The organism is Sphingobacteriaceae bacterium, from assembly GCA_016715905.1.
GTDB lineage: Bacteria > Bacteroidota > Bacteroidia > B-17B0 > Aurantibacillaceae > Aurantibacillus.
The window spans coordinates 568,606-593,479 of sequence record JADJXI010000017.1 but is presented as its reverse complement, the minus strand read 5'-3'; the positions used below and the strand labels follow the sequence as shown (position 1 = coordinate 593,479).

The 24,874-nt window shown below is 35.3% G+C and carries 19 protein-coding genes; 14 read left to right on the top strand and 5 right to left on the bottom strand.

What is annotated here, in order from left to right; translation table 11 throughout:
- Window positions 1–17 precede the first annotated feature (17 nt).
- From IPM51_15045 to IPM51_15005, 9 genes are all read left to right on the top strand, one after another.
- Window positions 18–545, top strand: a complete 528-nt coding sequence (locus IPM51_15045; GenBank protein MBK9285616.1) for a hypothetical protein — start codon at window positions 18–20, stop codon at window positions 543–545.
- Window positions 546–693: 148 nt separating this feature from the next.
- On the top strand, window positions 694–1,020 hold the full coding sequence (locus IPM51_15040; protein MBK9285615.1) for a PUR family DNA/RNA-binding protein: 327 nt from the start codon (window positions 694–696) through the stop codon (window positions 1,018–1,020).
- A gap of 85 nt (window positions 1,021–1,105) precedes the next feature.
- The gene (locus tag IPM51_15035; GenBank protein MBK9285614.1) at window positions 1,106–1,681 is read left to right on the top strand and encodes an aminodeoxychorismate/anthranilate synthase component II; all 576 of its coding nucleotides are present in this window, start codon (window positions 1,106–1,108) and stop codon (window positions 1,679–1,681) included.
- The gene (locus IPM51_15030) at window positions 1,678–2,751 is read left to right on the top strand and encodes a 3-dehydroquinate synthase (GenBank protein MBK9285613.1); all 1,074 of its coding nucleotides are present in this window, start codon (window positions 1,678–1,680) and stop codon (window positions 2,749–2,751) included. Before IPM51_15035 ends, IPM51_15030 begins: the two co-directional genes overlap by 4 nt.
- Window positions 2,732–3,961, top strand: coding sequence for a 3-phosphoshikimate 1-carboxyvinyltransferase (locus IPM51_15025; protein MBK9285612.1), 1,230 nt, complete (start codon window positions 2,732–2,734; stop codon window positions 3,959–3,961). Before IPM51_15030 ends, IPM51_15025 begins: the two co-directional genes overlap by 20 nt.
- 60 nt (window positions 3,962–4,021) lie before the next feature.
- Window positions 4,022–5,332 (top strand): aminotransferase class V-fold PLP-dependent enzyme, encoded by a 1,311-nt coding sequence (locus tag IPM51_15020; GenBank protein ID MBK9285611.1) that lies wholly within the window; start codon window positions 4,022–4,024, stop codon window positions 5,330–5,332.
- A 12-nt stretch (window positions 5,333–5,344) separates the two neighbouring features.
- Window positions 5,345–5,782 carry a RidA family protein gene (locus IPM51_15015; protein MBK9285610.1) on the top strand — a complete coding sequence of 146 codons (438 nt, stop codon included), beginning with the start codon at window positions 5,345–5,347 and terminating at the stop codon, window positions 5,780–5,782.
- A gap of 98 nt (window positions 5,783–5,880) precedes the next feature.
- The gene (gene tatC / locus IPM51_15010) at window positions 5,881–6,717 is read left to right on the top strand and encodes a twin-arginine translocase subunit TatC (protein MBK9285609.1); all 837 of its coding nucleotides are present in this window, start codon (window positions 5,881–5,883) and stop codon (window positions 6,715–6,717) included.
- Between the two features lies 1 nt (window position 6,718).
- Window positions 6,719–7,063 (top strand): carboxymuconolactone decarboxylase family protein, encoded by a 345-nt coding sequence (locus tag IPM51_15005; protein MBK9285608.1) that lies wholly within the window; start codon window positions 6,719–6,721, stop codon window positions 7,061–7,063.
- Between the two features lie 25 nt (window positions 7,064–7,088).
- Here the strand turns inward: IPM51_15005 and IPM51_15000 are convergent, their stop codons facing one another.
- The 3 genes from IPM51_15000 to IPM51_14990 are packed head-to-tail and all read right to left on the bottom strand — an operon-like array spanning window position 7,089 to window position 10,163.
- The gene (locus IPM51_15000) at window positions 7,089–8,399 is read right to left on the bottom strand and encodes a YHYH protein (GenBank protein ID MBK9285607.1); all 1,311 of its coding nucleotides are present in this window, start codon (window positions 8,397–8,399) and stop codon (window positions 7,089–7,091) included.
- A gap of 22 nt (window positions 8,400–8,421) precedes the next feature.
- On the bottom strand, window positions 8,422–9,441 hold the full coding sequence (locus tag IPM51_14995) for a c-type cytochrome (GenBank protein MBK9285606.1): 1,020 nt from the start codon (window positions 9,439–9,441) through the stop codon (window positions 8,422–8,424).
- Complete coding sequence (locus tag IPM51_14990; protein MBK9285605.1) at window positions 9,438–10,163, bottom strand: hypothetical protein; 726 nt, start codon at window positions 10,161–10,163, stop codon at window positions 9,438–9,440. The genes IPM51_14995 and IPM51_14990 overlap by 4 nt, the downstream gene beginning before the upstream one ends.
- A gap of 141 nt (window positions 10,164–10,304) precedes the next feature.
- Here IPM51_14990 and gcvP point away from each other — a divergent pair, with 141 nt between their 5' ends.
- The 4 genes from gcvP to IPM51_14970 all read left to right on the top strand — a co-directional run bounded on the left by gcvP (window position 10,305) and on the right by IPM51_14970 (window position 18,324).
- A complete protein-coding gene (gcvP, locus tag IPM51_14985) occupies window positions 10,305–13,175 on the top strand; it encodes an aminomethyl-transferring glycine dehydrogenase (protein MBK9285604.1) in 2,871 nt (956 codons plus the stop codon).
- Window positions 13,176–13,225: 50 nt separating this feature from the next.
- Complete coding sequence (locus tag IPM51_14980) at window positions 13,226–15,226, top strand: tetratricopeptide repeat protein (GenBank protein MBK9285603.1); 2,001 nt, start codon at window positions 13,226–13,228, stop codon at window positions 15,224–15,226.
- 1 nt (window position 15,227) lies between these two features.
- Window positions 15,228–16,691: a hypothetical protein gene (locus tag IPM51_14975; protein ID MBK9285602.1), complete on the top strand. Its 1,464-nt coding sequence runs from the start codon at window positions 15,228–15,230 to the stop codon at window positions 16,689–16,691.
- 79 nt (window positions 16,692–16,770) lie between these two features.
- Window positions 16,771–18,324, top strand: coding sequence for a tetratricopeptide repeat protein (locus tag IPM51_14970; protein ID MBK9285601.1), 1,554 nt, complete (start codon window positions 16,771–16,773; stop codon window positions 18,322–18,324).
- Between the two features lie 6 nt (window positions 18,325–18,330).
- Here IPM51_14970 and IPM51_14965 read toward each other — a convergent pair whose 3' ends face one another.
- A complete protein-coding gene (locus IPM51_14965) occupies window positions 18,331–20,259 on the bottom strand; it encodes an ABC-F family ATP-binding cassette domain-containing protein (GenBank protein ID MBK9285600.1) in 1,929 nt (642 codons plus the stop codon).
- Window positions 20,260–20,264: 5 nt separating this feature from the next.
- Complete coding sequence (locus IPM51_14960) at window positions 20,265–20,759, bottom strand: hypothetical protein (GenBank protein ID MBK9285599.1); 495 nt, start codon at window positions 20,757–20,759, stop codon at window positions 20,265–20,267.
- Window positions 20,760–20,850: 91 nt separating this feature from the next.
- Here IPM51_14960 and IPM51_14955 point away from each other — a divergent pair, with 91 nt between their 5' ends.
- Entirely contained in the window at window positions 20,851–24,132 is a 3,282-nt protein-coding gene (locus IPM51_14955; protein ID MBK9285598.1) for a T9SS type A sorting domain-containing protein, read from the top strand.
- The last annotated feature ends 742 nt before the right edge of the window (window positions 24,133–24,874 follow it).

Sequence of the window (24,874 nt, the reverse complement as noted above, 5' to 3'; positions counted from 1 at the left end):
ACTCAAAAAAAAATCTCATGAAAAAAATTTTAAGCATCCTATCAATTGTGTTAGTCACTAGTCTACTGACTTCGTGTGGCGACAAACAATCTGAACCCATTGTAGCTCCTCCGGGCATGATTTCTCTGGATTTAAATAATTACGGGAAACCTTTTGTGGTGTTTGTACCAGATACAGCCAATACACCATTTAGTATTGAAGAAAATCAATCCGGCGCTTTAGAAATTAAAGTAGGAAAAACGTTCGGCATATGCATCAATGAGCAAGCCGGGGATATTGCCATGAAAAAAGAAGACTTAAAGGGAGATGACGTGAACAGATTCAAAAGTTTTTTAACGGATGAGCCTACTGCCATTTTATGGGAAAGTGAAATTACTGCACCTGAATTCCATTTCCTGGTAAATATGAAAATTGGTGAGTCAGACTACTGCTTTGAAGATATCCGAAGCACCGAAAATGATCCTTTTACTAAAGAAGCAATTCAAAAAATGTTTGATAGTGCCAAAAACATTAAGGAGAAAAAGAAGGATCAACCTTCAACATAAGCTCATTTAAATCATTAAATATTAAAAACCACTCTAAAAATAGAGTGGTTTTTTTATGCGATGACTATTAACAATAGTGTCGAATTATCAACACTCTGGTATTTCTAGCATCTTTTTTACAATATTTGCTCTGAATCAAAACAATATTATGTCGGAAGATTTAGAAAAAAATGATAGAGGCGATTTGTTCTCTAAACCTGTAAGAGCGGGAAAGCGTACTTATTTCTTTGATGTGAAGAGCACAAGAGGAAATGATTATTACCTAACCATTACCGAAAGCAAAAAGCGATTTGGCGAGGATGGTAAATTCTTTTACGAAAAACACAAAATTTTCCTTTATAAAGAAGATTTTGAAAAATTTGTAGAGGGTTTAAATGAGTCTATTGCTCATATTAAAGAAAATGCACCACTAATCGAGAATACTCCTTCATCATCTGAAAGTTCAGATGTAAATTTTGAAGACTTAGGTAATTAATCTTCCATTTCAGTCCTTTCAGGCGCTTTTTTATAAAAGCGCCTTTTTTATTTAAAATACCTTACATTTAATTGCCATTTTACCCATGCATAAAATCGCGCTGATTGATAATTACGATAGTTTCACTTTTAATCTGGTTCATCTGCTGGAAAAAAGTGGCGATGTGGAAGTGCAGGTATTTTTAAATGACCAAGTAGATCTTAATACGCTAGGTAAATTTTCCAATTTTGTAATTTCTCCGGGTCCTGGAATTCCTAGTCAAGCCGGTATAGTTCCCGAGTTTCTCCGGCAATTTGCAAAACAAAAAAATATTTTGGGTGTTTGTCTGGGACATCAGGCTATTGGAGAATATCTGCACTTAAAACTTAGAAATTTAGAAGCTGTTTTTCATGGTATTGCTACACCCATTCAACACCACTCCAATCATATTCTCTTTCATAATATCCCCAAACAATTTATAGGCGGTCGATATCATAGTTGGGTACTTGATAAAAATTCAATAACAGAAGATGTAATCATTACCGCACAAGATCTAGCTGGAGAAATTATGGCCATCAAACACAAAACCTTAAATTTACATGGCGTACAGTTTCACCCCGAAAGTATTTTAAGTGAACACGGTGAACTATTAATGAAAAACTGGATAAGCACATTCACATGAAAATTCCACCTGTTTATATTCATTCTAAACTGCCTAAAGAGTTAATCACCTTTTTAAGCAAAACACCATTTGATTCTTATTTTGTGCTTTGCGATTCAAACACTTTACAATATTGCCTGCCCCACCTTGTACTCTTAAAACCTTTGTTGAATAAAGTGGATGTGATAGAAATTGAACCGGGAGAAGAAAGTAAAAACATTGATGTGCTCGAAAACATCCTGCAAACTTTAGCTGAAAATTCGGCCGGAAAAAAAAGCCTGTTCATTAATTTAGGCGGAGGGGTTGTTTGCGACATAGGCGGTTTTGCCGCTTCTATTTATAAAAGAGGAATTCCTTTTATACATATTCCAACTTCGTTATTATGCATGGCTGATGCTGCTGTTGGAGGTAAAAACGGAATAAATTTTTTAGGTGTTAAAAATATTTTGGGCACCATTCACCAACCTTTAGGTGTTTACGTAAATACTTCTTATTTGCAAAGTTTACCTGAACAACATCTTCGGAATGGATTCGCCGAAATATTAAAAATGGCCCTAATTCTGGATAAAAAGTTTTTTAGTCAAATCAGCCACTTAAAAATTCAAAACGGCTCTATTAGTCCGGCTTTAATAAAAAAGGCCATTGGTTTAAAAACTGCTGTTATTAAAAAAGATCCGCTCGAAAAAAAACTTCGTAAAATTTTAAATTTCGGACATAGCGCCGGTCATGCTATTGAAAGTTTATTTATGCAAAATAATTTGCCGCTTTTACACGGTCAGGCAGTTGCCATTGGTATGGCCATTGAAAGTTATATCTGTTTACTTTTAAAACGTATTACCCAAAAAGAATTCGACCTAATTATTAATTCTCTCAAAATAAATTATTTTTTTCCTTCGCTTCATATTTCAGAAAGTGCCGACTTTTTCACCTTTTTCAATCAGGATAAAAAGCATAAGGGTAAACAATACTATATGGCCCTTTTGAATGGAATCGGCAAATGTGATCCGGAGGTAAAAATTAACCGTTCACATATCGAAAAGGCCTTAGTTTATTATAATACCATTTTAGTAAATGCAGCTTCAATACAATAACCAAACCTTAACGTGCGATATTACACTCCCCGGTTCTAAAAGTATCAGCAACCGATTACTGATTATTCAAAAGTTATTCTTAAAAAATCTGGCAATTAAAAACATTTCGGATGCCCAAGATACGCAAACACTAATTCAAGCGCTCAGTCAAATTCATTCCAATACCAAAGCAAGCATTCATGCAGGAGAAGCCGGTACCAATTTTCGGTTTTTATGTGCGCTTTTAGCTGTTACTCCGGGCCAATGGGAATTAAGCGGGTCCGAAACACTAATGAAGCGACCCATATCCAATTTAATTATCGCCTTAAAAAAACTGGGCGCCGATATTCAAATTCAGGAAAATGAACAAAATAAAATATTAATAAATGGGAAAACCTTAAACGGAGGTCGTATTGAAATGGATGCAAACATTAGCAGTCAATTTATTTCTGCTTTGCTTTTAATTGCACCTGCATTTAAAAACGGTTTGCAAATAAAATTAAAAGGTTCAGTTTTGTCATTGCCTTATATTAAAATGACTATTTCCCTCCTGCAGCATTTTGGAGCCAATATACAATATCATGATTCCGTCATTCAAATTCAAAATTCAACTTTAAGCATTCCGCAAACTGAATATTATGTAGAAGGCGATTGGTCTTCGGCATCTTATTGGTATAGTGTGGTTGCCCTTGCTCCCGCTGCTCAAATTAAACTATTTAATCTTCATCAAACTTCTTTACAAGGTGACTCTATTTTAAAAAACCTGTTTTTAAAATTGGGCGTGCATAGCGAATTTGAGCAGGCCGGTTTAAAATTGTATAAAACAAAAATGGAGATCGAACACCTTGAACTGGATTGCAGTGATTTTCCGGATATAGCTCAAACATTAGTGCCATGCTGCTTTGGATTGGGTATATCTTGTTCCCTTTCGGGTCTTTCTACTCTAAAAAATAAAGAAACCCACCGACTCCTCGCCTTAAAAAATGAATTAACCAAACTTGGAGCAATGGTAGAGATTAACCAGGATTCCATTCAACTAGCCAAAAACACTGCCCCAATAAAAAATGAATTAAATATTGAGACTTATCAAGATCACCGCATGGCCATGAGTTTTGCCCCCTTGGTTTTAAAAACTAATTCTCTTCAAATTTCAAATCCTGAAGTGGTGAATAAATCCTATCCCGGCTTTTGGCGGGATTTGAAAATGGCCGGAATTTCGATAATTGAATAATTGAAATACTGATTTTTATCTCTGCGCATTTATCCCTACTTTTAAGTATAAATTAATAACATGCATCGTAGAGATTTTTTTCAAAAAGGCGGGGCATTCGCGGTAGGCGGACTTGCCTTTTTATCTTCCATCAATAAATCATTTGCCGAAAATTTTGAGAAAAAATTAAATCGGCTCGAAAATCTGAGCCCCGAAGAAAGTGCTTCTGATGAAGATTTTTGGGGATGGATTAAAGAAAGTTATACGGTTTCTCCCAACGTAATTAATTTAAATAACGGAGGCGTTAGTCCTTCACCAAAAGTTGTGCAGGATGCTCATATTCGTTACTATCAATATTGCAATGAAGCACCAAGCTATTATATGTGGAGGATTTTAGATGCAGGTCGTGAAGGTTTGCGCGCAAAACTTGCGGATTTGGCCGGAGTAAGCCCTGAGGAAATTTGCATTAACAGAAATTCAACCGAAGGATTAAACACCGTAATTTTTGGATTAGACTTAAAAGCAGGTGATGAAGTGGTGTTAAGTAAATACGATTATCCCAACATGATGAATGCCTGGAAACAAAGAGAGAAAAGAGACGGAATAAAATTAGTTTGGATAGATATTCCTCAACCTACCGAAAACGATGAGGTAATTGTTGAATTATATAAAAAAGCCATCACATCAAAAACTAAAATAGTTCATGTTACCCATCTCATTAATTGGTCGGGTAATATTGTGCCCGTAAAAAAAATAGCCGACATGGCTCACGCGAAAGGATGCGAGGTAATTGTAGATGCGGCGCACTCATTCGGACATATTGATTATAAGATTGAAGATACCGGGGCTGATTATTTTGCAACTTCTTTACACAAATGGTTATGCGCCCCTTTCGGCAGCGGATTATTATACATTAAAAAAGACAAAATAAAAAAAGTGTGGGCTTTATTATCAGCACCTGAACCCGATGGTACCGACATCCGAAAATTCGAAAATTTAGGCACCCGAAATATGGCTGCTGAAATGGCCATTGGTGCTGCCGTTGATTTTCACAATGTGATTGGCGCCAAAAGAAAAGAAGACCGTTTAAGATATTTAAAAAATTATTGGGCCGAAAAATGCAAAGATTTACCTAAATCAATACATTCCAGTTCATTTAAACCCGAATACTCCTGCGCCATTCACAATATTGGTTTTGAAGGCTGGAAAGCGAATGATATCGATAATCACTTATTCGTCAATCATAAAATTCATGTTACTTCCATCATCCTCGAAAAAATAAACGGTATTCGGGTTACGCCCAATGTTTATACCTCAACAAAAGATTTAGATGTTTTGGTAAAAGGCTTAACCAATTTTTCTAAATTAACTCCGCCTGAAAAGAAAAAATAAAACAACATTGGTATGTATAAGGTTTTATCATTTTTAATACTGAGTTTTTCTTTAAGCAGTGTTTTTGCGCAAAAAAAAGTAATTTATTCCGATAAAGCACCAAAACCCATTGGGCCCTATAGTCAGGCTATTCAAAATGGGAATACTTTATATGTATCCGGACAAATTGCGATTCGGGCAGATGGAACTATGGATACCAGCTCCATAGAAAACGAAACCAAGTTGGTGATGGAAAATTTAAAGGCGGTTTTAGCCGCGGCTGAATTAAATTTTAATCATGTATTAAAAACTACCATTTACATGACGGATTTAAAAAAATTTAAAACCATGAATGAAGTTTACGGCCGTTATTTTACAAGTGACCCCCCCGCCCGGGAAACCGTAGAAGTTAAAGCATTACCCAAAGGTGCCCACATCGAAATTTCGGTGATAGCAAAGAATAATAAGTGAGATTAAGAATCTGATTAAATTTATTTTTTGGGCGCCTACCTACCATTTAACAATTTCATTGCTTAAACCCTTATTTTATTACCTTTGTCAACTCATAAATGGGATTTTTTGGTTCAAATAAAGAAGCGAACGAAGCCGGCGAAATGTCTTTCCTGCAACACCTGGAAGCCCTGCGCTGGCATTTGGTCAGAAGCGCCGTTGTTATCATGGCCTTTGCTATTGCCATTTTTTGTTTGCCTCAACTTTTTATTGATACCATTTTACTTGGTCCTATTGAACAGGATTTTATTTCCTATCGCGCACTTTGTGCTTTAGGTTATAAAATTGGTGCGGGCAGTGTAATGTGCATGCACGTTAAACAGGTTAGCTTACAAACATTAGGAATCTCAGAACAATTTTTTACACACATGGGTTTTGCTTTTATGGGCGGCATAATATTAGGTTTTCCATATGTGTTGTGGGAGCTGTGGAAATTTATACGACCTGCGCTCAAAGATAAGGAGTTGGGACCGGTAAAAATATTTGTAGTAATTGCTTCCTTTTTATTTTTAGTTGGTATTTGTTTTGGGTATTTCATTATGTTTCCCATGTCTTACAATTTCCTCATCAATTATCAGATGTCGGATAAAATTATTACCAATCAAACCTTAAGCGATTATACTTCTTTTATTTATACACTTACTTTGGTTTCAGGAATTATTTTTGAAATGCCAGTATTAGTTTATTTTCTTACCAGACTAACTTTAATAACTCCACAATTTATGCGCAAGTACCGTAAGCATGCAGTTGTTGTTTTATTAATTGTAAGTGCAGTGGTTACACCGAGCCCTGATGTTACTTCTCAAATGGTAGTAGCAGTACCCATGTATTTATTATATGAATTGAGTGTTTTCATTTCAGCATGGACAATAAAAAAATATAAACTAAACGATTAATATGGCATCGCAGTTAAAAGAATTTAACGATTACCGTTCAAAAATGAATGAGGTGATTTTAGGAAAAGACAATTTGGTTATCAAAAGACTTTTTAATTTAGATACGCAAACTTATCAGGATGGTGCCTTAAATGTAAAAACCAAAGAACTATTGGGATTAGTGGCCAGCATGGTTCTTCGTTGCGACGATTGTATAAAATATCACTTAATTAAATGTCACGAGCAAAATTGCAGCACCGAAGAAATTTATGAAGTTTTTGCAGTTGCCAATATTGTTGGAGGCACCATTGTAATTCCACATACCCGCAGAGGTGCAGAATTTTGGGAAGAGTTAATGAAAAACTAATCGCCAATAATAAGGGATTAATTTTTTATTCTGTTAATACAATTTTCTTGACCAACTTTTTTCCATTGGATTCAAAAGAAATCAAATAAACGCCCGGAAGTAAATATTCAGTAGAAAGATTTATTTCGCCGGTATATTCCCCGCCTTTATATAAATGATTTACCAAAACCCGTCCTTGGTAATTTATTATTTTCACAATTAAATCATTCGTGTTTTCAGAAACCGTAAATTTTAATTGATCATCTGCTGTTGGATTCGGGTAAATATTGATTTGCTGATTTAATGTATTCATTTCCTGAATAGCCGCCGGACTGGGCGTATATTGTGTTGCACCGCCGGGAATGGTATTGCTACCTCCGCCTGGTCCGGTATTACCGGAACCAACTACACCATAATATTTTGGTCCTAATACATATGGAAAAACCGGATTATAAGAAGCATCCACCGTTACAAAATAAGCGTAAATTCCCAAAGGATATTCAGGAGTAACACAAAATCTGCCATTATACTCATCCAAATCTCCGGAGCCGCTAGCAAAATCATAATCCTCTAAAAAAGTGCCGGCGTAATAAGTACTTGGACTTCCATTAATAATACAAGTAGTACTCATGGAAGGACCTAAATTTCGGGTAGTATTTCCAGTTAAAGTATAACTGGGTGTCATGCGTTTTATCGGGCCGGTTCCATTCGTATTTGTAAAACCAAAAGGTCCGTAAATTGGAAAACCATCAAATGCATATCCAATAATGGGTGAATGTTGCGCACTGTTGTTATAAGCAAATAAACATTTTGGAATAACGTGGTTGTGATAGGCACCGGTTTGGTTTGGATGACCAAGACAAGCATCAAAACTTACTCCTTCAAAAACATAAGCGTTACGATTCCAGGTTCCTACTCCTGGACTCACTGTGTTTGTTCCGTTATTCCAGGTAAAACCATCCATGCCATTAAATATTACCATCCCATTACTCCATACCCCAATAGGTCCTAAGCCCGTTGTTGTTTTTGTACCGGTATTATTTACCGGGTTTAAAGTAATTTTCCATTTTTTATTTTGAGCCGAAGGAGTATTGGGGTTCATAGTCCAGGGTCCCACATTATAACTCGGTATACCTTCTGAGCTTACATAAGCGTCTGTTCCTGTATAATAAACCGATTGTACATTGGCCGGAATAGAACCGGCAACCGTTGGCGTACAACCCGAACAATTATATCCGGTTAATCCGGTTTGATTAATTACCCATGAAGTAATAGCAGGACTGAGTTGCGACTTTAATCCGGTAGTAAAAAAGATTAAGACACAAGCCATTCCAAAAGTTTTATTAAGTCTGTTCATTATATTTCTCTTTTATACAATATTAATGATTTGGTCTATAATTTGCATTATATAAATAGTATTTATCGGTGAGTGTCCTTAAAAATGCGGTAAGATCTTTAATATCCTCTTTCGTTAACGCTATCTTCAATAATAAAGGGTCTAAATCAGGGTTTGATTTATTGATGTTCGCATAGTAATTTAAAACTTCTTTCAACTTTTTCATTCGTCCGTCATGAAAATAAGGCCCCGAATACTCAATATTTCTTAGTGTGGGGACTTTAAATCTCATTTCATCGTTTTTTAATTTAGAGATTTCCATGCGGCCGTAATCTTTAAAAACGGTATCCAAGATTAATCCATTATTTCTGAAACTATAATTTGTGAATAGTGGTTCGGTATGGCATGAAGCGCATTGCTTTTTAAAAATTTCGTAGCCCTTTTTTTCAGCTTCTGTAAACGAAACATTTGCATCTTTGCGCATTACGCTATCATACTTAGCATGGTAAGAAACTAAGTTGGACGTAAACATCGCTAGGGCATTCAAAATTTTTTTTTCGTTGACTAGGCTATCTTTATAAGCTCTGTAAAATAATTTTTTATAATAAGCATTGCGCTGCAGTCTTTTAATTAATTCTTTAATACTCATGTCCATTTCTATCGGATTAGTAATGGGTAACAGCGATTGCTCTTCAAGTGATTTTGTTTTTCCATCCCACATAAAAATGGGCGCCCAGGCTAAATTAACCAAGGAGGGTGCATTTCTTTTTCCTGTTAAACCGAGTATACCGTGACTAACCCGATGATCGGGATGAGAAAATGCGGTAAAAGAAAGATGACAACTTTCACAAGAAATAGTACTGTCTTTGGATAAAATGGGATCATAAAATAAGGCCCGGCCCAACTCAAATTTTTCATTACTGATTTTATTTTCATGGAAAGAATAAAGCGGTTTCGGCCAACCTTTAGGAACAAAAAACTTCATCTCTTCGGTTTTATGTATGGTGAGACCTAAAACCAAAAATATTAATAAGGATAAAATACCTATGAACAACCTTTTCATTCGCTTTCAACCGAAATAATCTTAAACATTTTTGAATAATTATCAGCTAAAATCATGGCCTCTTTTCCCGGTATTACAACGTGAAATGTTTCGCTAAGATTTATCCCTGAAAATAATTTAATAACATCTGCTTCAATAACAACTTCCGCTTTTTTTGAAATATTTCGGCTTTGTGGAAATTTCAAATCAACTGTTCTATAAGTGTTATATGGACTTAAATAACCCCCAATATGAAAATCAACGGCCGTTTTATTTGAGTTTTTAGCAATATAATTCCCTTCGATTTTCAGAGAAACATAACCTGTATTCCAGGCCCAAAACATTCCATTGGCCGGATCCAAATCTCCTGAAAGTATACCCGCATTATTTTTAGCACTGTCTACCCCAATTCCAAATTGTATACCGATGTATTTATCTGTTTTTATTTGCTTACAGCTAAATGCTAAACGTTCTTCCTCTTCAGCATCCATTAAATGACAACTCTCTTTTTCTTCTTGCGCAACAGCATTATCATTTATGAACTTAACATTAGAAACATAAAATTTTAGCATAGTAACCTGAAAACTATCTGCTTTTTCATTTAACGCATACGTTTTTCCGAGTTGTAATTCAGCCCCTTTAAAAACCGGGTTAATTTTAACTTTAACTACAGCATTGTTTTGCCCCACACAAAATAGCGGACAAAGCCATACAAAAAAGCAAATATGAAATGTAATTTTCATTAAAACCCAACAAACAAATTTACGGAAAGGTTTTATAACTGATTATAACAGAAATTCATATGATTTTTACCCATATATTCATGTTCCATCCTATTGAAAATTGCTAATAATTGCTACATTTAATGTCTAAAATTAACCGCCATGAGTACAGATAAATTTGTGAACCGTCATAACGGACCAAGAGAAAATGAAGTAAAGGAAATGCTAAAAAAAATTGGCGTTTCCAGCGTAAAAGAATTGATTGAACAAACTGTTCCGTCTGCTATACGATTAAAAGCGCCCTTAGCCACAGGTGAGGCACTGAGTGAACATCAATATTTAAAACATTTAAAAGCTGCCGGTAAAAAGAATAAAGTTTTCCGCAGTTATATCGGTCTTGGTTATTACAATAATATTTTGCCCGCTGTTATTCAAAGAAACATATTAGAAAATCCGGGTTGGTATACAGCGTATACTCCTTACCAGGCAGAAATTGCGCAAGGCCGACTTGAAGCTTTGTTAAATTTCCAAACCATGGTGATGGATTTAACTGCTATGCCCATAGCCAATGCCAGTTTATTAGATGAGGCAACTGCGGCCGGAGAAGCTGCTTTTATGTTTTATAGCAACCGATCACGCGATAAACAAAAAAATAATGCCAATAAATTATTAGTGAGCAGTTCCATTTTCCCTCAGGTGATTGATGTGGTTCAAACCCGTTGTAGTCCGGTTGGTATTGAAGTAGTAATAGGTGATGTTGATTCGGCAAAGCTGGATGAAACTTATTTTGGAGTACTCTTACAATATCCTGATATCAATGGAGAAATAAAAGATTACAAAGGTTTTTCTGAAAAGTGTAAAGCCATGGAAATTCAAATTGGTGTGGGCACCGATTTATTGTCGCTTGCATCCATTGTTCCTCCGGGAGAATGGGGAGCAGATGTGGTGTACGGTAATTCACAAAGATTTGGTGTTCCATTAGGATATGGCGGACCTCATGCGGCATTTTTCGCTTGTAAAGAAGATTATAAAAGATTAATTCCGGGAAGAATTATTGGTGTTTCCATTGACGCTGAAGGAAATCAAGCCTTGCGTATGGCATTACAAACCCGCGAACAACATATTAAACGAGATAAAGCAACATCTAATATTTGTACAGCACAAGCCTTATTAGCCATCATGGCGAGCATGTATGCAGTGTATCATGGTAAAGACGGAATAAAAGCTATTTCAGAACAAGTACATGGAAATACTGCTTTTGTAGCTTCTGAACTTAAAAAATTAGGATTCGAAATAAAAACCAAATTGTATTTCGATACGCTTGTCGTTGTTGCCGATAGTAAGAAACTAAAAAGTTTGGCTGAAGCGAAAGAAATAAACTTCCGATATATAGATGATAAACATGTTGCGTTTTCTATAGATCAAACAGTAGAAGAAGAAGACGTAAACGATATTCTAAATGTTTTTGCAGGATTGGCCGGTAAAACTTATAGCGGAAAATATACGCAACAAAATATTTTAAAAGGCACTTTTGCAGAGCGTAAGTCTCCTTACTTAACACATCCTGTATTTAATACCTATCACAGCGAAAGTGATATGATGCGTTACATCAAGCGACTTGAGAATAAAGATTTATCCCTAGTTCATTCCATGATTTCATTAGGCTCATGTACCATGAAATTAAATGCAGCCAGTGAATTATTGCCATTAACCTGGGCCGAGTTCGCACACATCCATCCTTTTGTTCCGGTTGAACAGGCACAAGGATATGCTGAAATTATTAATACGCTTGATAAAGATTTAAGCAATATCACCGGGTTTGCGAAGATGAGCTTTCAACCTAATTCAGGCGCGCAAGGTGAATATGCCGGATTGATGGTTATTCGTCAGTACCACATTGCTAATAACGGTGCTCACCGTACAGTTGCCTTAATTCCGCAATCCGCTCATGGAACCAATCCGGCTAGCGCGGCCATGGCGGGTATGGATATTGTTATCGTAAAATGTGACGCTAAAGGAAATGTAGATATTGCCGATTTAAAGGCAAAAGCAGAACAACATAAAGCCAATTTAAGTTGTATCATGATTACTTATCCTAGCACACACGGAGTTTATGAGGAAGGAATTACCGAAATAACTAAAATCATTCATGATAATGGTGGATTAGTTTATATGGATGGTGCCAATATGAATGCACAGGTTGGATTAACCTCTCCCGGAAATATCGGAGCAGATGTATGTCACCTCAACTTACACAAAACATTTGCCATTCCTCATGGAGGCGGTGGACCCGGCATGGGGCCTATTGGTGTGGTAGAAAAATTAGTTCCTTATTTGCCAACTCACCCTATCATTAATACCGGTGGAGCCAAAGGAATTCAGGCCGTAAGCTCTGCACCATTCGGAAGTGCTTTAATTTTATTAATCAGTTATGGTTATATTAAAATGTTAGGAGCCGATGGTTTAAAATCAGCAACAGAAACTGCAATCTTGAATGCCAACTACATGAAAGAAATATTAAAAGACCATTATAAAATTTTATATACCGGAACAAATAATCGTTGCGCACACGAAATGATTTTAGATTGCAGTGATTTTAAAATGGCCAGTAATGTGGAGGTTGCCGATATTGCAAAACGTTTAATGGATTATGGTTTCCACGCGCCAACCGTTGCCTTTCCGGTTGTAAATACATTAATGGTTGAGCCAACTGAATCCGAATCAAAAGCAGAATTAGATCGTTTTTGTGAAGCCATGATAAACATCCGTAAAGAAATTCAAGAAATCATTGATGGTAAGGCCGACAAAGTAAACAATGTGATTAAAAATGCACCGCATACCGCTAAACTTATTATTTCAGATAAATACGATAAACCTTACGGTAGAGAAAAAGCAGCTTTTCCACTGCCTTGGGTTAAAGCTAATAAATTTTGGCCGAGTGTTGCACGAGTAGATAATGCGTATGGCGACAGACACCTGGTTTGTTCTTGTGCTCCGATTGAGGATTACATGACTGAAGGTGCGGAAGCCTAATAATAATTTAAATCCCCGTTTTCCTCGGGGATTTTTTATTAAATTAAATAATGAGGCAGAAACTTTTTTGGCTAATATTCTTGACCTTTTACGGGTTATACTTTTTTTCTCAAGAAAAAACGAAGTCTGATCTAATTCAAAATATTTACACGAGCAGTGTACACGATACACTTAAGATTATTCAACTAGGGCAATTAATTAGCAATGATCTAATCGATGACCCATCTGGAAATCTTCAAATCTTAAATTCAATATTAAAAATTGCCGATGGCAAAATTGGAATTGTTAAAGGAGCTGAAAAGAAGTTTTACGTGATGACGGTTTTTACGGTTTACAATAACATCGGATTAATCAAAAAGAAAATTGGTGATATAAATGAAGCTACTAATTATTATTTTAAAGCACTAGAAATGGCCGAAACGGCAAATTATTTACATGGCATATCCTATACAGCTAATAACATAGGGGCTTTATATAAAACAGTTAATAACCACGAAAAATCACTTAAGTATTACAAAATAGGACTTGAGGCGTCAATAAAATCTAACGACGAAAGAGGCATGGCGAATGCATATAAAAGTCTGGCCGGATATTATAAAAATATTCAAGATACCGGAATGGCCCATGAATACTTAAATAAAGCTATCGAAATTTATAAAAAGCTTGAATCAAATTCCGCTTTAACTACCTGTTATAACAATCTGGGTGATCTTTATTTAAGAAACAGATTGCCTGAAGTTGCGCTAAAGCATCTTCAATTGGCAGAAGAAAATTGTAAACCTCAAAAAGATCAGGAAAATCTATCAATAATTTATAACAATTACGGTAGAGCATATTTACAATTAAATAACTACAACAAAGCCATTGAATATGCTAATAAATCTTTGGGATTTCAAAAGGAAAATAAATTTCCCGAAATTTTTTTAAGTTCTCATCAAATTCTGTATAATGCCTATGAAGCCGGAAAAAACTATAAAAACGCAATTTATCATTACAAAATTTATAGGCAATTTGATGATTCTATAAACAACTTGAAAAACCAGGGACTTTTAATAACGAGTGATTTAAGACACGACTTTGAAAAAAAAGAAATGCTGATGAAATCTGAACAAGATAAGAAAGAAGCAATAGCTGAGGCAGAAAATAAAAAACAAAAAATTATTTCTCTCTTAATTGGCGCAGCTCTAATTTTATCTTTAGTCTTTTTTATTATTGTATATAAAAACTATAAAGAAAAAAAACAGTTAAGCGCAGAATTAGCTAATACAAACCAGGTAATAATAAATCAAAAACATTTAGTTGAAGAAAAACAGAAAGAGATTGTTGACTCCATTAATTATGCGCAAAAAATTCAAAAAACATTATTGGCTAATCACGAATTTGTGAATCAAACTATTCCTGACAGTTTTGTTTTGTTTCAACCCAAAGATATTGTTAGCGGTGATTTTTACTGGGCCACTAAAAATGAATCGCGTTTTTATTTAGCGGTTTGTGATAGTACCGGCCATGGTGTGCCGGGGGCATTTATGAGTCTATTAAACATTAGTTTTTTAAACGAAGCCATCAACGAAAAAAACATTAAAGAGCCCGGAAAAGTATTTGATTTTGTACGACAGCGATTAATTGAGAATATTTCTCAAGAAGGCAGACAAGATGGAATGGATGCCATTTTACTTTGTATACATGACAACGGAAAAATTGAATACGCGGGCGCTAATAATTCACCGGTTTCGTTTCATGAAGGTGTAATGCAATCATATGCAGCAGATAAAATGCCGGTTGGCTTGGGAGAAAAAAACGAATCATTTAAAACCAATACTTTAAAATTACAAAAAGGCGATATGCTTTATTTGTATACCGATGGTTTTGCTGATCAGTTTGGTGGGCCTAAAGGGAAAAAATTCAAATACAAACAACTAAACGAAATGCTGAGTTCAATATCAACTTTAGATGTAAAAGCTCAGGAAAAATTAATGGAATCTAAATTCAAAGAATGGAAAGGCGATTTAGAGCAAGTGGATGATGTATGTGTTTTAGGAATTAGAATATAAGATGGATAAAGTAGAAAAAACCAAGGGGGCGCAACTATTATTTGGTTGGTTAGCTGCATTCTTTATCTCAACCGGTACTTTTTTTAAATTAATGCATTGGCCCAGCGCATCACAACAACTTATTATCGGAAACATTTGTTTTGTTTTATTTTACCTGCCGCTTTGGTTATTGAATTTGAAAAAAGAAAATCGAAACTGGAGAACTTATTTTCAATTTTTGGCACTACTGCTTACCGCTGTTACATTTTTATTTAAAACACAATATTGGCCCGGAGCCGGAATTTTATTTAACCTTTGGATTTCCCTTAGTCTATACATTATTTTCCCTTTAGCGCTTTATCAACTTTTTAGAAATGGAGGTAAATCACAAGCATTCCTTCACCAATTAATTATTTATTTTTTACTTGGGTCGCTCATTATTGGCGGAATAGGTGGCGGAGTACAGCGAGGCGATTTTATTGCTCGTTCATTTGCAAAAAATACGCTACAGGTTAAAAATTCTATAAGTAGATTAGAATTAAGAAACAAACAGTTATATAATGTCTTTGATGAAATTTCAAGAAAAGACACTTTATTTTTTTATACAAGAGCGTTACGTTTAAAGCAGCTAACCGATTCAGTAGAACAATATTTGAAGAGTTTTAGAAATGCGCTAATTTCTAATGTTGAAGAAGTGAATTTAAGTAAAGCCGACACTATGGATATAGCTGACATGAAATCTATTTCCAATATAAAATCTCCCACTAATTTTATTTGTGGATTGGATTATTTTGAACCTAAAAAAGGTAAATATTCCGGAACAGAATTAAAACAATTAATTGAATTATTCAGAGATTCTATACCGGAATTTATGAATGGTGAAAATAAGAATTTAATTAAAAATGGGATGAATCTTGATACAGAGCCCGGTTATAATGAAAATGGCGATCAGATAGATTGGGTATTTGCCACTTTTCGCGATCAGAATCTTTCATCCGTTCTCCTCACCTTAGAAAATATTAAATATGAAGTAAAAAACGCAGAAACACAAGTGCTAACTGAATTAGTAAATTCTTACAAGAGCAATTCAAATAATCTTGCTCTTAAAGTTGCTGAATTAGGCACTAAACTAGAAACTGAAAAGAAACAAAGGGAAATTGAACAATTAAAATCAGAAAGAGAATTAAACGCTTTAAGTATTACGGCCAAAAATATTGAAATTGAATCTCAAAACCACATTATCATATTATTTGTGTCAGGCCTCCTATTATGCGGAGTGTTGATTTTTTTTACGATTAGAAGTAACCTACTGCGCAAAAAAATTTATTTAGAATTACAAGAACAAAAAAGAGAGATAGAAGAAAAACAAAAGGAAATTTTAGATTCAATCAATTACGCACAAAGAATTCAGAGGTCACATTTACCAACTGATAAATATATCAATAACAAAATTAACAAATTGAAAGACTCTTCGTTTGAATCCTAAACTGTCAATTAATTATAATATTTTGGTTGGAGCATTACTTAATCGGTTATATGCTTTTATCATATATTTGATAAGCATTATGTTTAGGAAATTACATGTAATATTTGTTTTTGGAATATCTCTAAATTCGAGCCTATCTCTAGCGCAAAATGTATTTATTGAAGACTCCACCAAAATCATCCCATATTTGTTGCGTGGAGAAAGCATTTACAGTTTCAAATTAGATTCAGCAGCAATTCTGTGGAAAAAAGGACTTGAACTTACCAGAAAATCAGAAAAGGATAACCCTGCTTACGAAGCAAGACTAAAAAAAATTGAAGCTGTTTTTTTAAACGATTTGGGTTACGTTGAACTTTCCAAAGGACGAAATGATGGTGCCATGCAATATTTTGATTCCTGCATGGCAATTCAATACAAACTTGAGTTATGGGATCAATATGCACTAGCACTTAACAATAAAGCCAATATTTATCTCACAATTGGTGATTACGAAAAAGCCATAGCCATTTTTATTGAGAGCATTAACTTTTACAAAAAAGTAAATAAACTAACCGAGCTCCCAATGGTATATAGTAATATTGGATTAGCTTATCAGCAAAGTGGTAACTATGCCAAATCCGTTGAGTTTTTATTTGAAGCAGAAAAACAAGCGGATAAATACAAGAAAAAAGATAAAACTGCCATCAACCTTAATTTAGCAGGGCTATTTTTGGAAGAAAAAGATACAGCCAATTTTATAATTTATAATGATAAAGCTATTACCTCTGCAATATATTATAATGATTTCAGCCAGCTTGGCTATGCCTACCTGAATGCCGGCAGAATAGTATCAAAACAGAATAAAAACCTTGCACTTTATTATTATAATAAATCGCTTACTATAAGAAGAGATATAAATGATTTAAACGGGATTGCAAACTCCTTATATAATATGGCCAATCTTTTTCCCGGAGATTCTGCTCTAAAAGTATACAACCAAGCATTACAATTATATGTCCAAACACAAAATAAAGAAGGTCAAACCTATACTGAAATGGCCATTGGAACTCTTTACAAAAAAAAGAATGAAAACTCCAAAGCAGAACGAATCTATTTAGATTGTTTTAAGAAGTTCAACGAAATGAAAGCAATCAATGGCATTAAAATGGCTGCCGATAATTTATACCAATTGTATAAGGAAAATAATAATCCGGTTAAAGCGCTTCAATTCTTTGAATTGCATAGTAGGTTAAAAGACAGCATAAATGATTTTGATATCAGAAAAAAAACGCTTCAAAAAAATATATCTTACATTTTTGAACAAAAAGAAAACAAATTAAAGGAAGAGCATCTTTATAAAGAACAATTGCATGCTAAAGAACAGCAAACACAAAGGATTATATCTTATTCTATTGGCGCATTTATGATTATAGTAGTTTTATTTTCAGTTACCCTATATCGAAATCTGCAGGATAAAAAAAAGGCCAATGCCATTATTTCAGAACAAAAGAAAGAAGTTGAAAAACAAAAAGAAACAATTGAGCTAAAACAAAAAGAAATAGTTGATTCTATTAATTACGCACAACGTATACAATACGCCCATATGCCAAGTTTGAAAAAAATGGAGAATATATTCAAACGATTAAAAAAATAACGTGTATTAATTTCCCTGAATTTCCAACCAACGCATGCTGCTTACTTCTAGAGCGTCGTTCACTTTTTGGAATTCCTCCGTTAGTTTTTGAATTTGCTCGTAATCATCGCTCATTTTACTTAACTTTTCTTCCAATTCCTTTTTTTGTTTTTCTAATTGCGGAATAATTTTATCTAATTCATCCAACTCCTTTTGCAGTTTATAAGATAACTTCTTTGGGGGCGATTGTTCTGTAACTTTGTTATCAATTTTACTTTTTTCTGCAATTGAATTTTCAGGCTCTTCTACTAATTCTTCTAAAACAGGTATTTTAACCGTACCCTTTTCATCAGCAACTTTTTGTTTCCAGTTTCTGTACTCCGTGTAGTTACCCGGATAATCTTTTATGGCACCATCTCCTTCCAAAACAAAAGTATGATCAACCAAGCGATCAATAAAATAACGATCGTGAGATACAATCAACACACATCCTTTAAATTCTTCCAGAAATTCTTCTAAGGTTTGCAAGGTAAGTATGTCTAAATCATTGGTAGGCTCATCTAAAATTAAAAAATTAGGATTCTTCATTAATATCGTACATAAGTACAGTCTCCTTTTTTCTCCTCCACTTAACGTATGCGCAAAACTGAATTGAACCGCCGGCGAAAAATTGAATCTGGTTAATAATTGCGAAGCAGACAAACTACTACCACTTGCTAACGGTATATGTTCAGCAATATCTTTTATTATTTCAATTATGCGTTTATCATTCGGAATCATCATCCCGGCTTGTGAATAATGTCCAAATTCTATAGTATCCCCTAAAGAAACTCTTCCGCTATCTACGGCCTCTTTACCTTGAATAATATTCAATAAGGTGGTCTTCCCCACTCCATTCTTGCCGACAACTCCAATCTTTTCACCCGGAATAAATGTATACGTGAAAGGATCTGTAATAATTTTTTTGTTGGGATAATTCTTAGTAATGTTATGCAGCTCTACAACCTTAGAACCCATTCGCTTCATATTAAGCGTAAGTTCCAGTTTCTTTTCAATTCTTTTCTGTCTGGCCTTCTTTTCTATTTCAGCGAAAGCATCCACACGTGATTTAGATTTTACAGTTCTGGCTTTTGGCATTTTTCTAACCCAAACAACTTCTCTTCTGTACAAATTTTTAGCTTTATCTATTTCCGCATTTTTAATTTGTTCTCTCTCCGCTTTCTTTTCCAAATAATAATCAAAATTCCCTTTGTATTCGAACAATTCGGTATTATCAATCTCAATAATTCGTTCACACACCTCATCTAAAAAATAACGGTCGTGGGTAACCAGTAAAATACTCAATGAAGGATCGTCTAAATAATTCTCCAACCACTCAATCATTTCAATATCGAGATGATTAGTGGGTTCGTCCATAACAATCAACTCCGGTTTATTTATCAATAACAAGGCTAACGCTACTCGTTTCTTTTGGCCGCCGGATAAAGTATTTATTAACTGTGCAGTGTTACTTATTTCTAATTTCGATAAAATCTCAGCTATGTTCTTTTCATAATCCCAGGCCTCTACCAAATTCATTTGATTTAAGGCCTCTTCTAATCTGTCGGCTGTTTGGTCGCTGGATGAAGTTTCACTCTCTTTTATGGCGGAATCATAATTCCGAATAGCTTTCACAAATTTATTATCTGCCGTATCTATTAATTGTTGAATACTCAACGTTTCATCAAAAGCGAAATTCTGATCTAAAAAGCCAACTTTCATTTCTTTTCTGAATACCACCTCCCCCTCATCCGCTATTTCTAGTCCTTTTAATATTTTAAAAAGTGTGGTTTTGCCCGAACCATTTTTGGCAACCAGCGCCACCTTTTCACCATAGTTTATACCAAAACTTATTTTATTAAATAAGACTTTTTGCCCGTAGGCTTTTGAAAGATTATTGATTGAGAGTACGTTCACTATGCTTATTCTCGCTGCGGAATCTGATTATCAACTTTTAGGCAAGGATAATTGTTCGGACAAGTAAGTTCTATTATTTCGGGCTTTAAGGGCAAAGTAGTTGATTTTGAAAAATTAAATTTTAAATACACTTTTTTCCATTCATTTTCCAAACAGTCTTTGTCAAAATTATCTAACTTTTCGTCGCCCGGAATTTTTTTGTTATTTCGCCATTCTTCCATTAAAGAATAATCTCCGTAAGGAATTTTTATTTTAATTAATCCTTCCGTATTTGTAGATATAGGATAAGTTTTTTGATTGGTATTAACCAATATAAATTTAGCATTGGCATAATTATGTTCTTTTTCTGCTTCAGCCAAAACCTCCGGAGTTGGCCGTGCGCCGCCACAATACGGTTGTTTGTATTTTACCTGAACAAGTAACTCTCCCTTTTGTACGCAAGAAGTAATAAAAACAACAAGTAACAAGAGGTAAAAAGTTGGGATAAGCGGTTTTTTCACGGCCTAAATTTACGGTTTAGATTTGAATAGTTAAAGTTTTGATTTTAAACCAATAATTTTATAATATTACTACATACAAAAATACTGACTAATGAAAAAAATCACACTTCTTTTAGTAATTACGCTCTTTGGAGGAAATATTTTAGCCCAACGATGGATAGAAATGATGAATGAACCCGGGCATAATTTTTATGATATTCAAAGAGAGTTTAACGAGTACTGGAAAGACAAAGACATTACCGAAAAAGGAAAAGGATATAAACAATTTAAAAGATGGGAAGCTTTTATGGAGCCCCGTGTTTATCCTTCCGGAAATTTATCATTGGTTTCCAAAACCTGGGAGAATTTTAATGAAGCTTTTCCAAACACACAAAGCGGTGGCGGTAAATACAATGAAATTGGAGGTGAAAACTTAACTGCTTCTACAACCTGGACAGCGATGGGTCCTTTTGGTCCAATGAGCGGTGTAGCTAATAATGGATTTCCGAGAAAAGCAGGCAGAGATAACTTTATTACTTTTCATCCTACAATTGCCAATACCTATTGGTGTGGCGCTCCTGCTGGGGGATTATGGAAAACCACCAATAATGGTAGTACCTGGACCACAAACACTAATTCATTATCAGTTATAGGAGCTTCAGACTTAGTAGTAGATCCCAGCAATACCAACATTTTATATTTAGCAACGGGTGATGGTGATGCAGGTGATACCTATTGCATTGGGGTATTAAAATCTTTAGACGGAGGCATTACCTGGAATACAACAGGACTCACATTTGCAGTTAGTCAACAAAGAAGAATGAGAAGATTAATTATTAATCCATCAAATCCACAGATTTTATTAGCTGCCACAAATGTTGGAGTTTACAGAACTACCAATGGTGGAACTAATTGGACACAGATCAACAGTTCAAATTCATACGATGTAGAATTTAAGCCCACTGATCCGAATACCGTTTATGCAGCCGGAACTACTTTTTCTGTGTCTACCAACGGAGGTGCAAGTTTTACACAAATCAGTAATGGTATTCCTACTTCCGGTTCAACTCGTATGAATATTGCCGTTACTCCTGCAAATGCAAGTTATGTGTATGTGTTATCCGCTTCCACAGCAAATAATTTACAAGGCGTTTATCGTTCTACCAATAACGGAACGTCGTTTTCCTTAATGGCAAACTCGCCAAACGTTTTAGCCAATTCCTGTTCATCTCCCGGATCCGACGGACAAGGATGGTATGACTTGGCTTTTGCGGCTTCACCAATAAATGCAAACGAAATTGTTACCGGTGGCGTAAATGTTTACCGTTCTACAAACGGAGGAACAAACTGGAGTATTATTGGATGCTGGATTGGTACCGGAAATCCTCCTTACGTACATGCCGATCATCACGAATTAGAATATACCACAACAGGAACTTTGTATTCCGCAAATGACGGAGGAATTTTTCAATATACCGGTTCATCATGGACAGATTTAACTTCACCAAGAAATATTGCACAGATTTATAAGATAGGTTTATCAACTCTTTCACCTAACCTTTGGATTACCGGTCACCAGGATAACGGTTCAAATATTTACAATAACGGAACTTATAATGCCAGTATGGCCGGAGACGGAATGGATTGCTTTATTGATAGAACCAATAACAATAAAATGTACGCTTCTTATTATAGCGGACAATTTCAACGTTCAACTAACGGAGGCGCCAGTTGGAGTTCTTGTACCAGTGGCATGAGCGGAAATGCAGGCTGGGTTGCTCCATGGAAACAAGATCCGGTTACCGCGGCTACTTTATATGCCGGAAGAACGCAAATGTTTAAATCAACTAACTCCGGAGGGAGTTGGGCTCAATCCGGTACTTTACCCGGAATAAATACCGGACAGCGTGTAGTTGAGTTCGCTATTGCCCCATCTAATAATTCTGTATTAGTTTGTTTACACGGAACACCATTGGTTTTAAAATCTACTAATGCCGGTTCATCGTGGACAAACATTACCGGAACCTTACCGGTAGGAAGCGCTGCACCAACTAACGTTTGTTTTGATCCAACCAATGCTAATATTATTTATGTAACATTAAGCGGTTACTCCGGAGGTAATAAAGTTTTTAAATCAACCAATGGTGGCACCAGCTGGACCAACATATCTTATAATCTACCAAATCTTCCGGCTAATTGTATTGTTTATGAACCCGGCACAAACGGCAGAGTATATGTTGGAATGGATGTTGGTGTTTATTACATTGATAATTTAGCGGTAACCTGGACTTTATATAATGCAAACTTACCAAACGCGCCGGTTTCTGATTTAGAAATTTCACCGGCCTTGTCTACTCGTTTAAGAGCAGCTACATATGGTAGGGGTGTGTTTGAAGTGGATGTTGTTCCTTCTAATTCTCCACCAACCAGTTCATTTAATTTCAATGGTAGCATTTGTCAAGGAGTAGCTAAACAATTTATGGATGGATCAAATAATACACCCAATGCCTGGAGCTGGAGTGTAAGTCCGGGAGGCGGAGTAAATATTAATACCCCTTCCTCACAAAATCCGAATATAACATTTACTAATCCCGGGCCTTACACCGTTTCCTTAATTGCAAGTAACGGATTTGGTCCCGGAAGTTTAAGCACACAGGTGGTAACCGTTATGGCTACTCCGGTAGTATCTATAAGTAACTCGGTACAATCTATTTGTCAGGGTAACAATACCAATATTATTGCAACTGGAGCTTCAAGCTACACCTGGAATACTGGAGCATTAACAGCGGGAATTTCGGTGAGTCCTTTGGTAACAACAACGTATACAGTTACCGGAGCTGTAGGTTCTTGCGTTTCGGCTAATAAAACCGCAACCGTGATTGTGAATTTACCTCCAACCATTAATCTAAGCGCGAGTGAAACTACAATTTGTGTTGGACACAGCGTTACTTTAAATGCGAGTGGGGCATCTACCTACACTTGGCAACCGGGCAATCAAACCGGAACTTCTATAACCGGTTCACCTAGTGTTACAACTGTTTATACGGTAACAGGAACTGATGTAAATGGTTGCACGAATACTTCCATCATCAACATCATGGTAGACCCTTGCACCGGAATTATTCAGAGTGGAAATTTAACGGCTGAATATAAAATTTACCCTAACCCAAGCAGTAGTGAAATTAATGTAACCATAAACACGCTTAAACCCATGGAATTGGAAATTAAATTATTTGATAATACCGGTAAATTAGTACACGACTCCAGTCAAGCCTTCTCAAAAGAAAAGAAAAATTATACAATGAAAATAAATCATTTGGCTGATGGAATTTACAATTTACAAATTAGTGACGGAAAAGATTTTTCTAAACTAATTAAGGTCATAAAAGAATAGATTATTAAAAAGCCGGACAAAGTGTTCGGCTTTTTTTTGAAATAATCTCATTTAGCCAACAATCCTAAAACGGTTATTCTACTTAGTCGGAACGGTGATATCATGATTCCCGAAAATGTGGCTAAGAATGATCAACACCAATCGTCAACTCAACATCGACGCTATCAGCTTTCGCAATTTCTTTTCTTTCTTGATAAAGAAAAGAAACAAAAGAAATCAAGGCTACAAATAAATTCCTTGATTTGCTCATTTCAATTTTTTTGTGTCGCCGCGAAGTCACGTTCTGCAATCACTCCGACAAGTCGCGGCTCGCTGAAATTTCATGCCAATAAATAGGTTTACGCCTACATAAATCTTGAAATTTCCACGTTTAAAAAATAGAAATGGCAAATACTACGGAATTTCTTTGAGGCCGGGATAAGTTCGAGTTTTATTTAATTTTTTGTAGAGATAAAATATTCAAAGATGAAAAAACGTGTCGGTACGAGCATACCGAATACTCTTGCTCTACTCGACCTGACCATGCTGTCACTTCGAGTAGTCCCGCATTTAGCGGGACGTATCGAGAAGTGTTAACTACATTCAGTTCTCAATTCACATTATTTCATTAGGATAATAACAATGATAATTGTTATAATACAAAAACGCCTCGATACAATTTTTGCAAGAGGCAGGCCAGTTAATCTGCAGGCAGGTAAAAATCATCTGCCTTTATTTTATTTCGGCAGACAGGCTCGGCGTG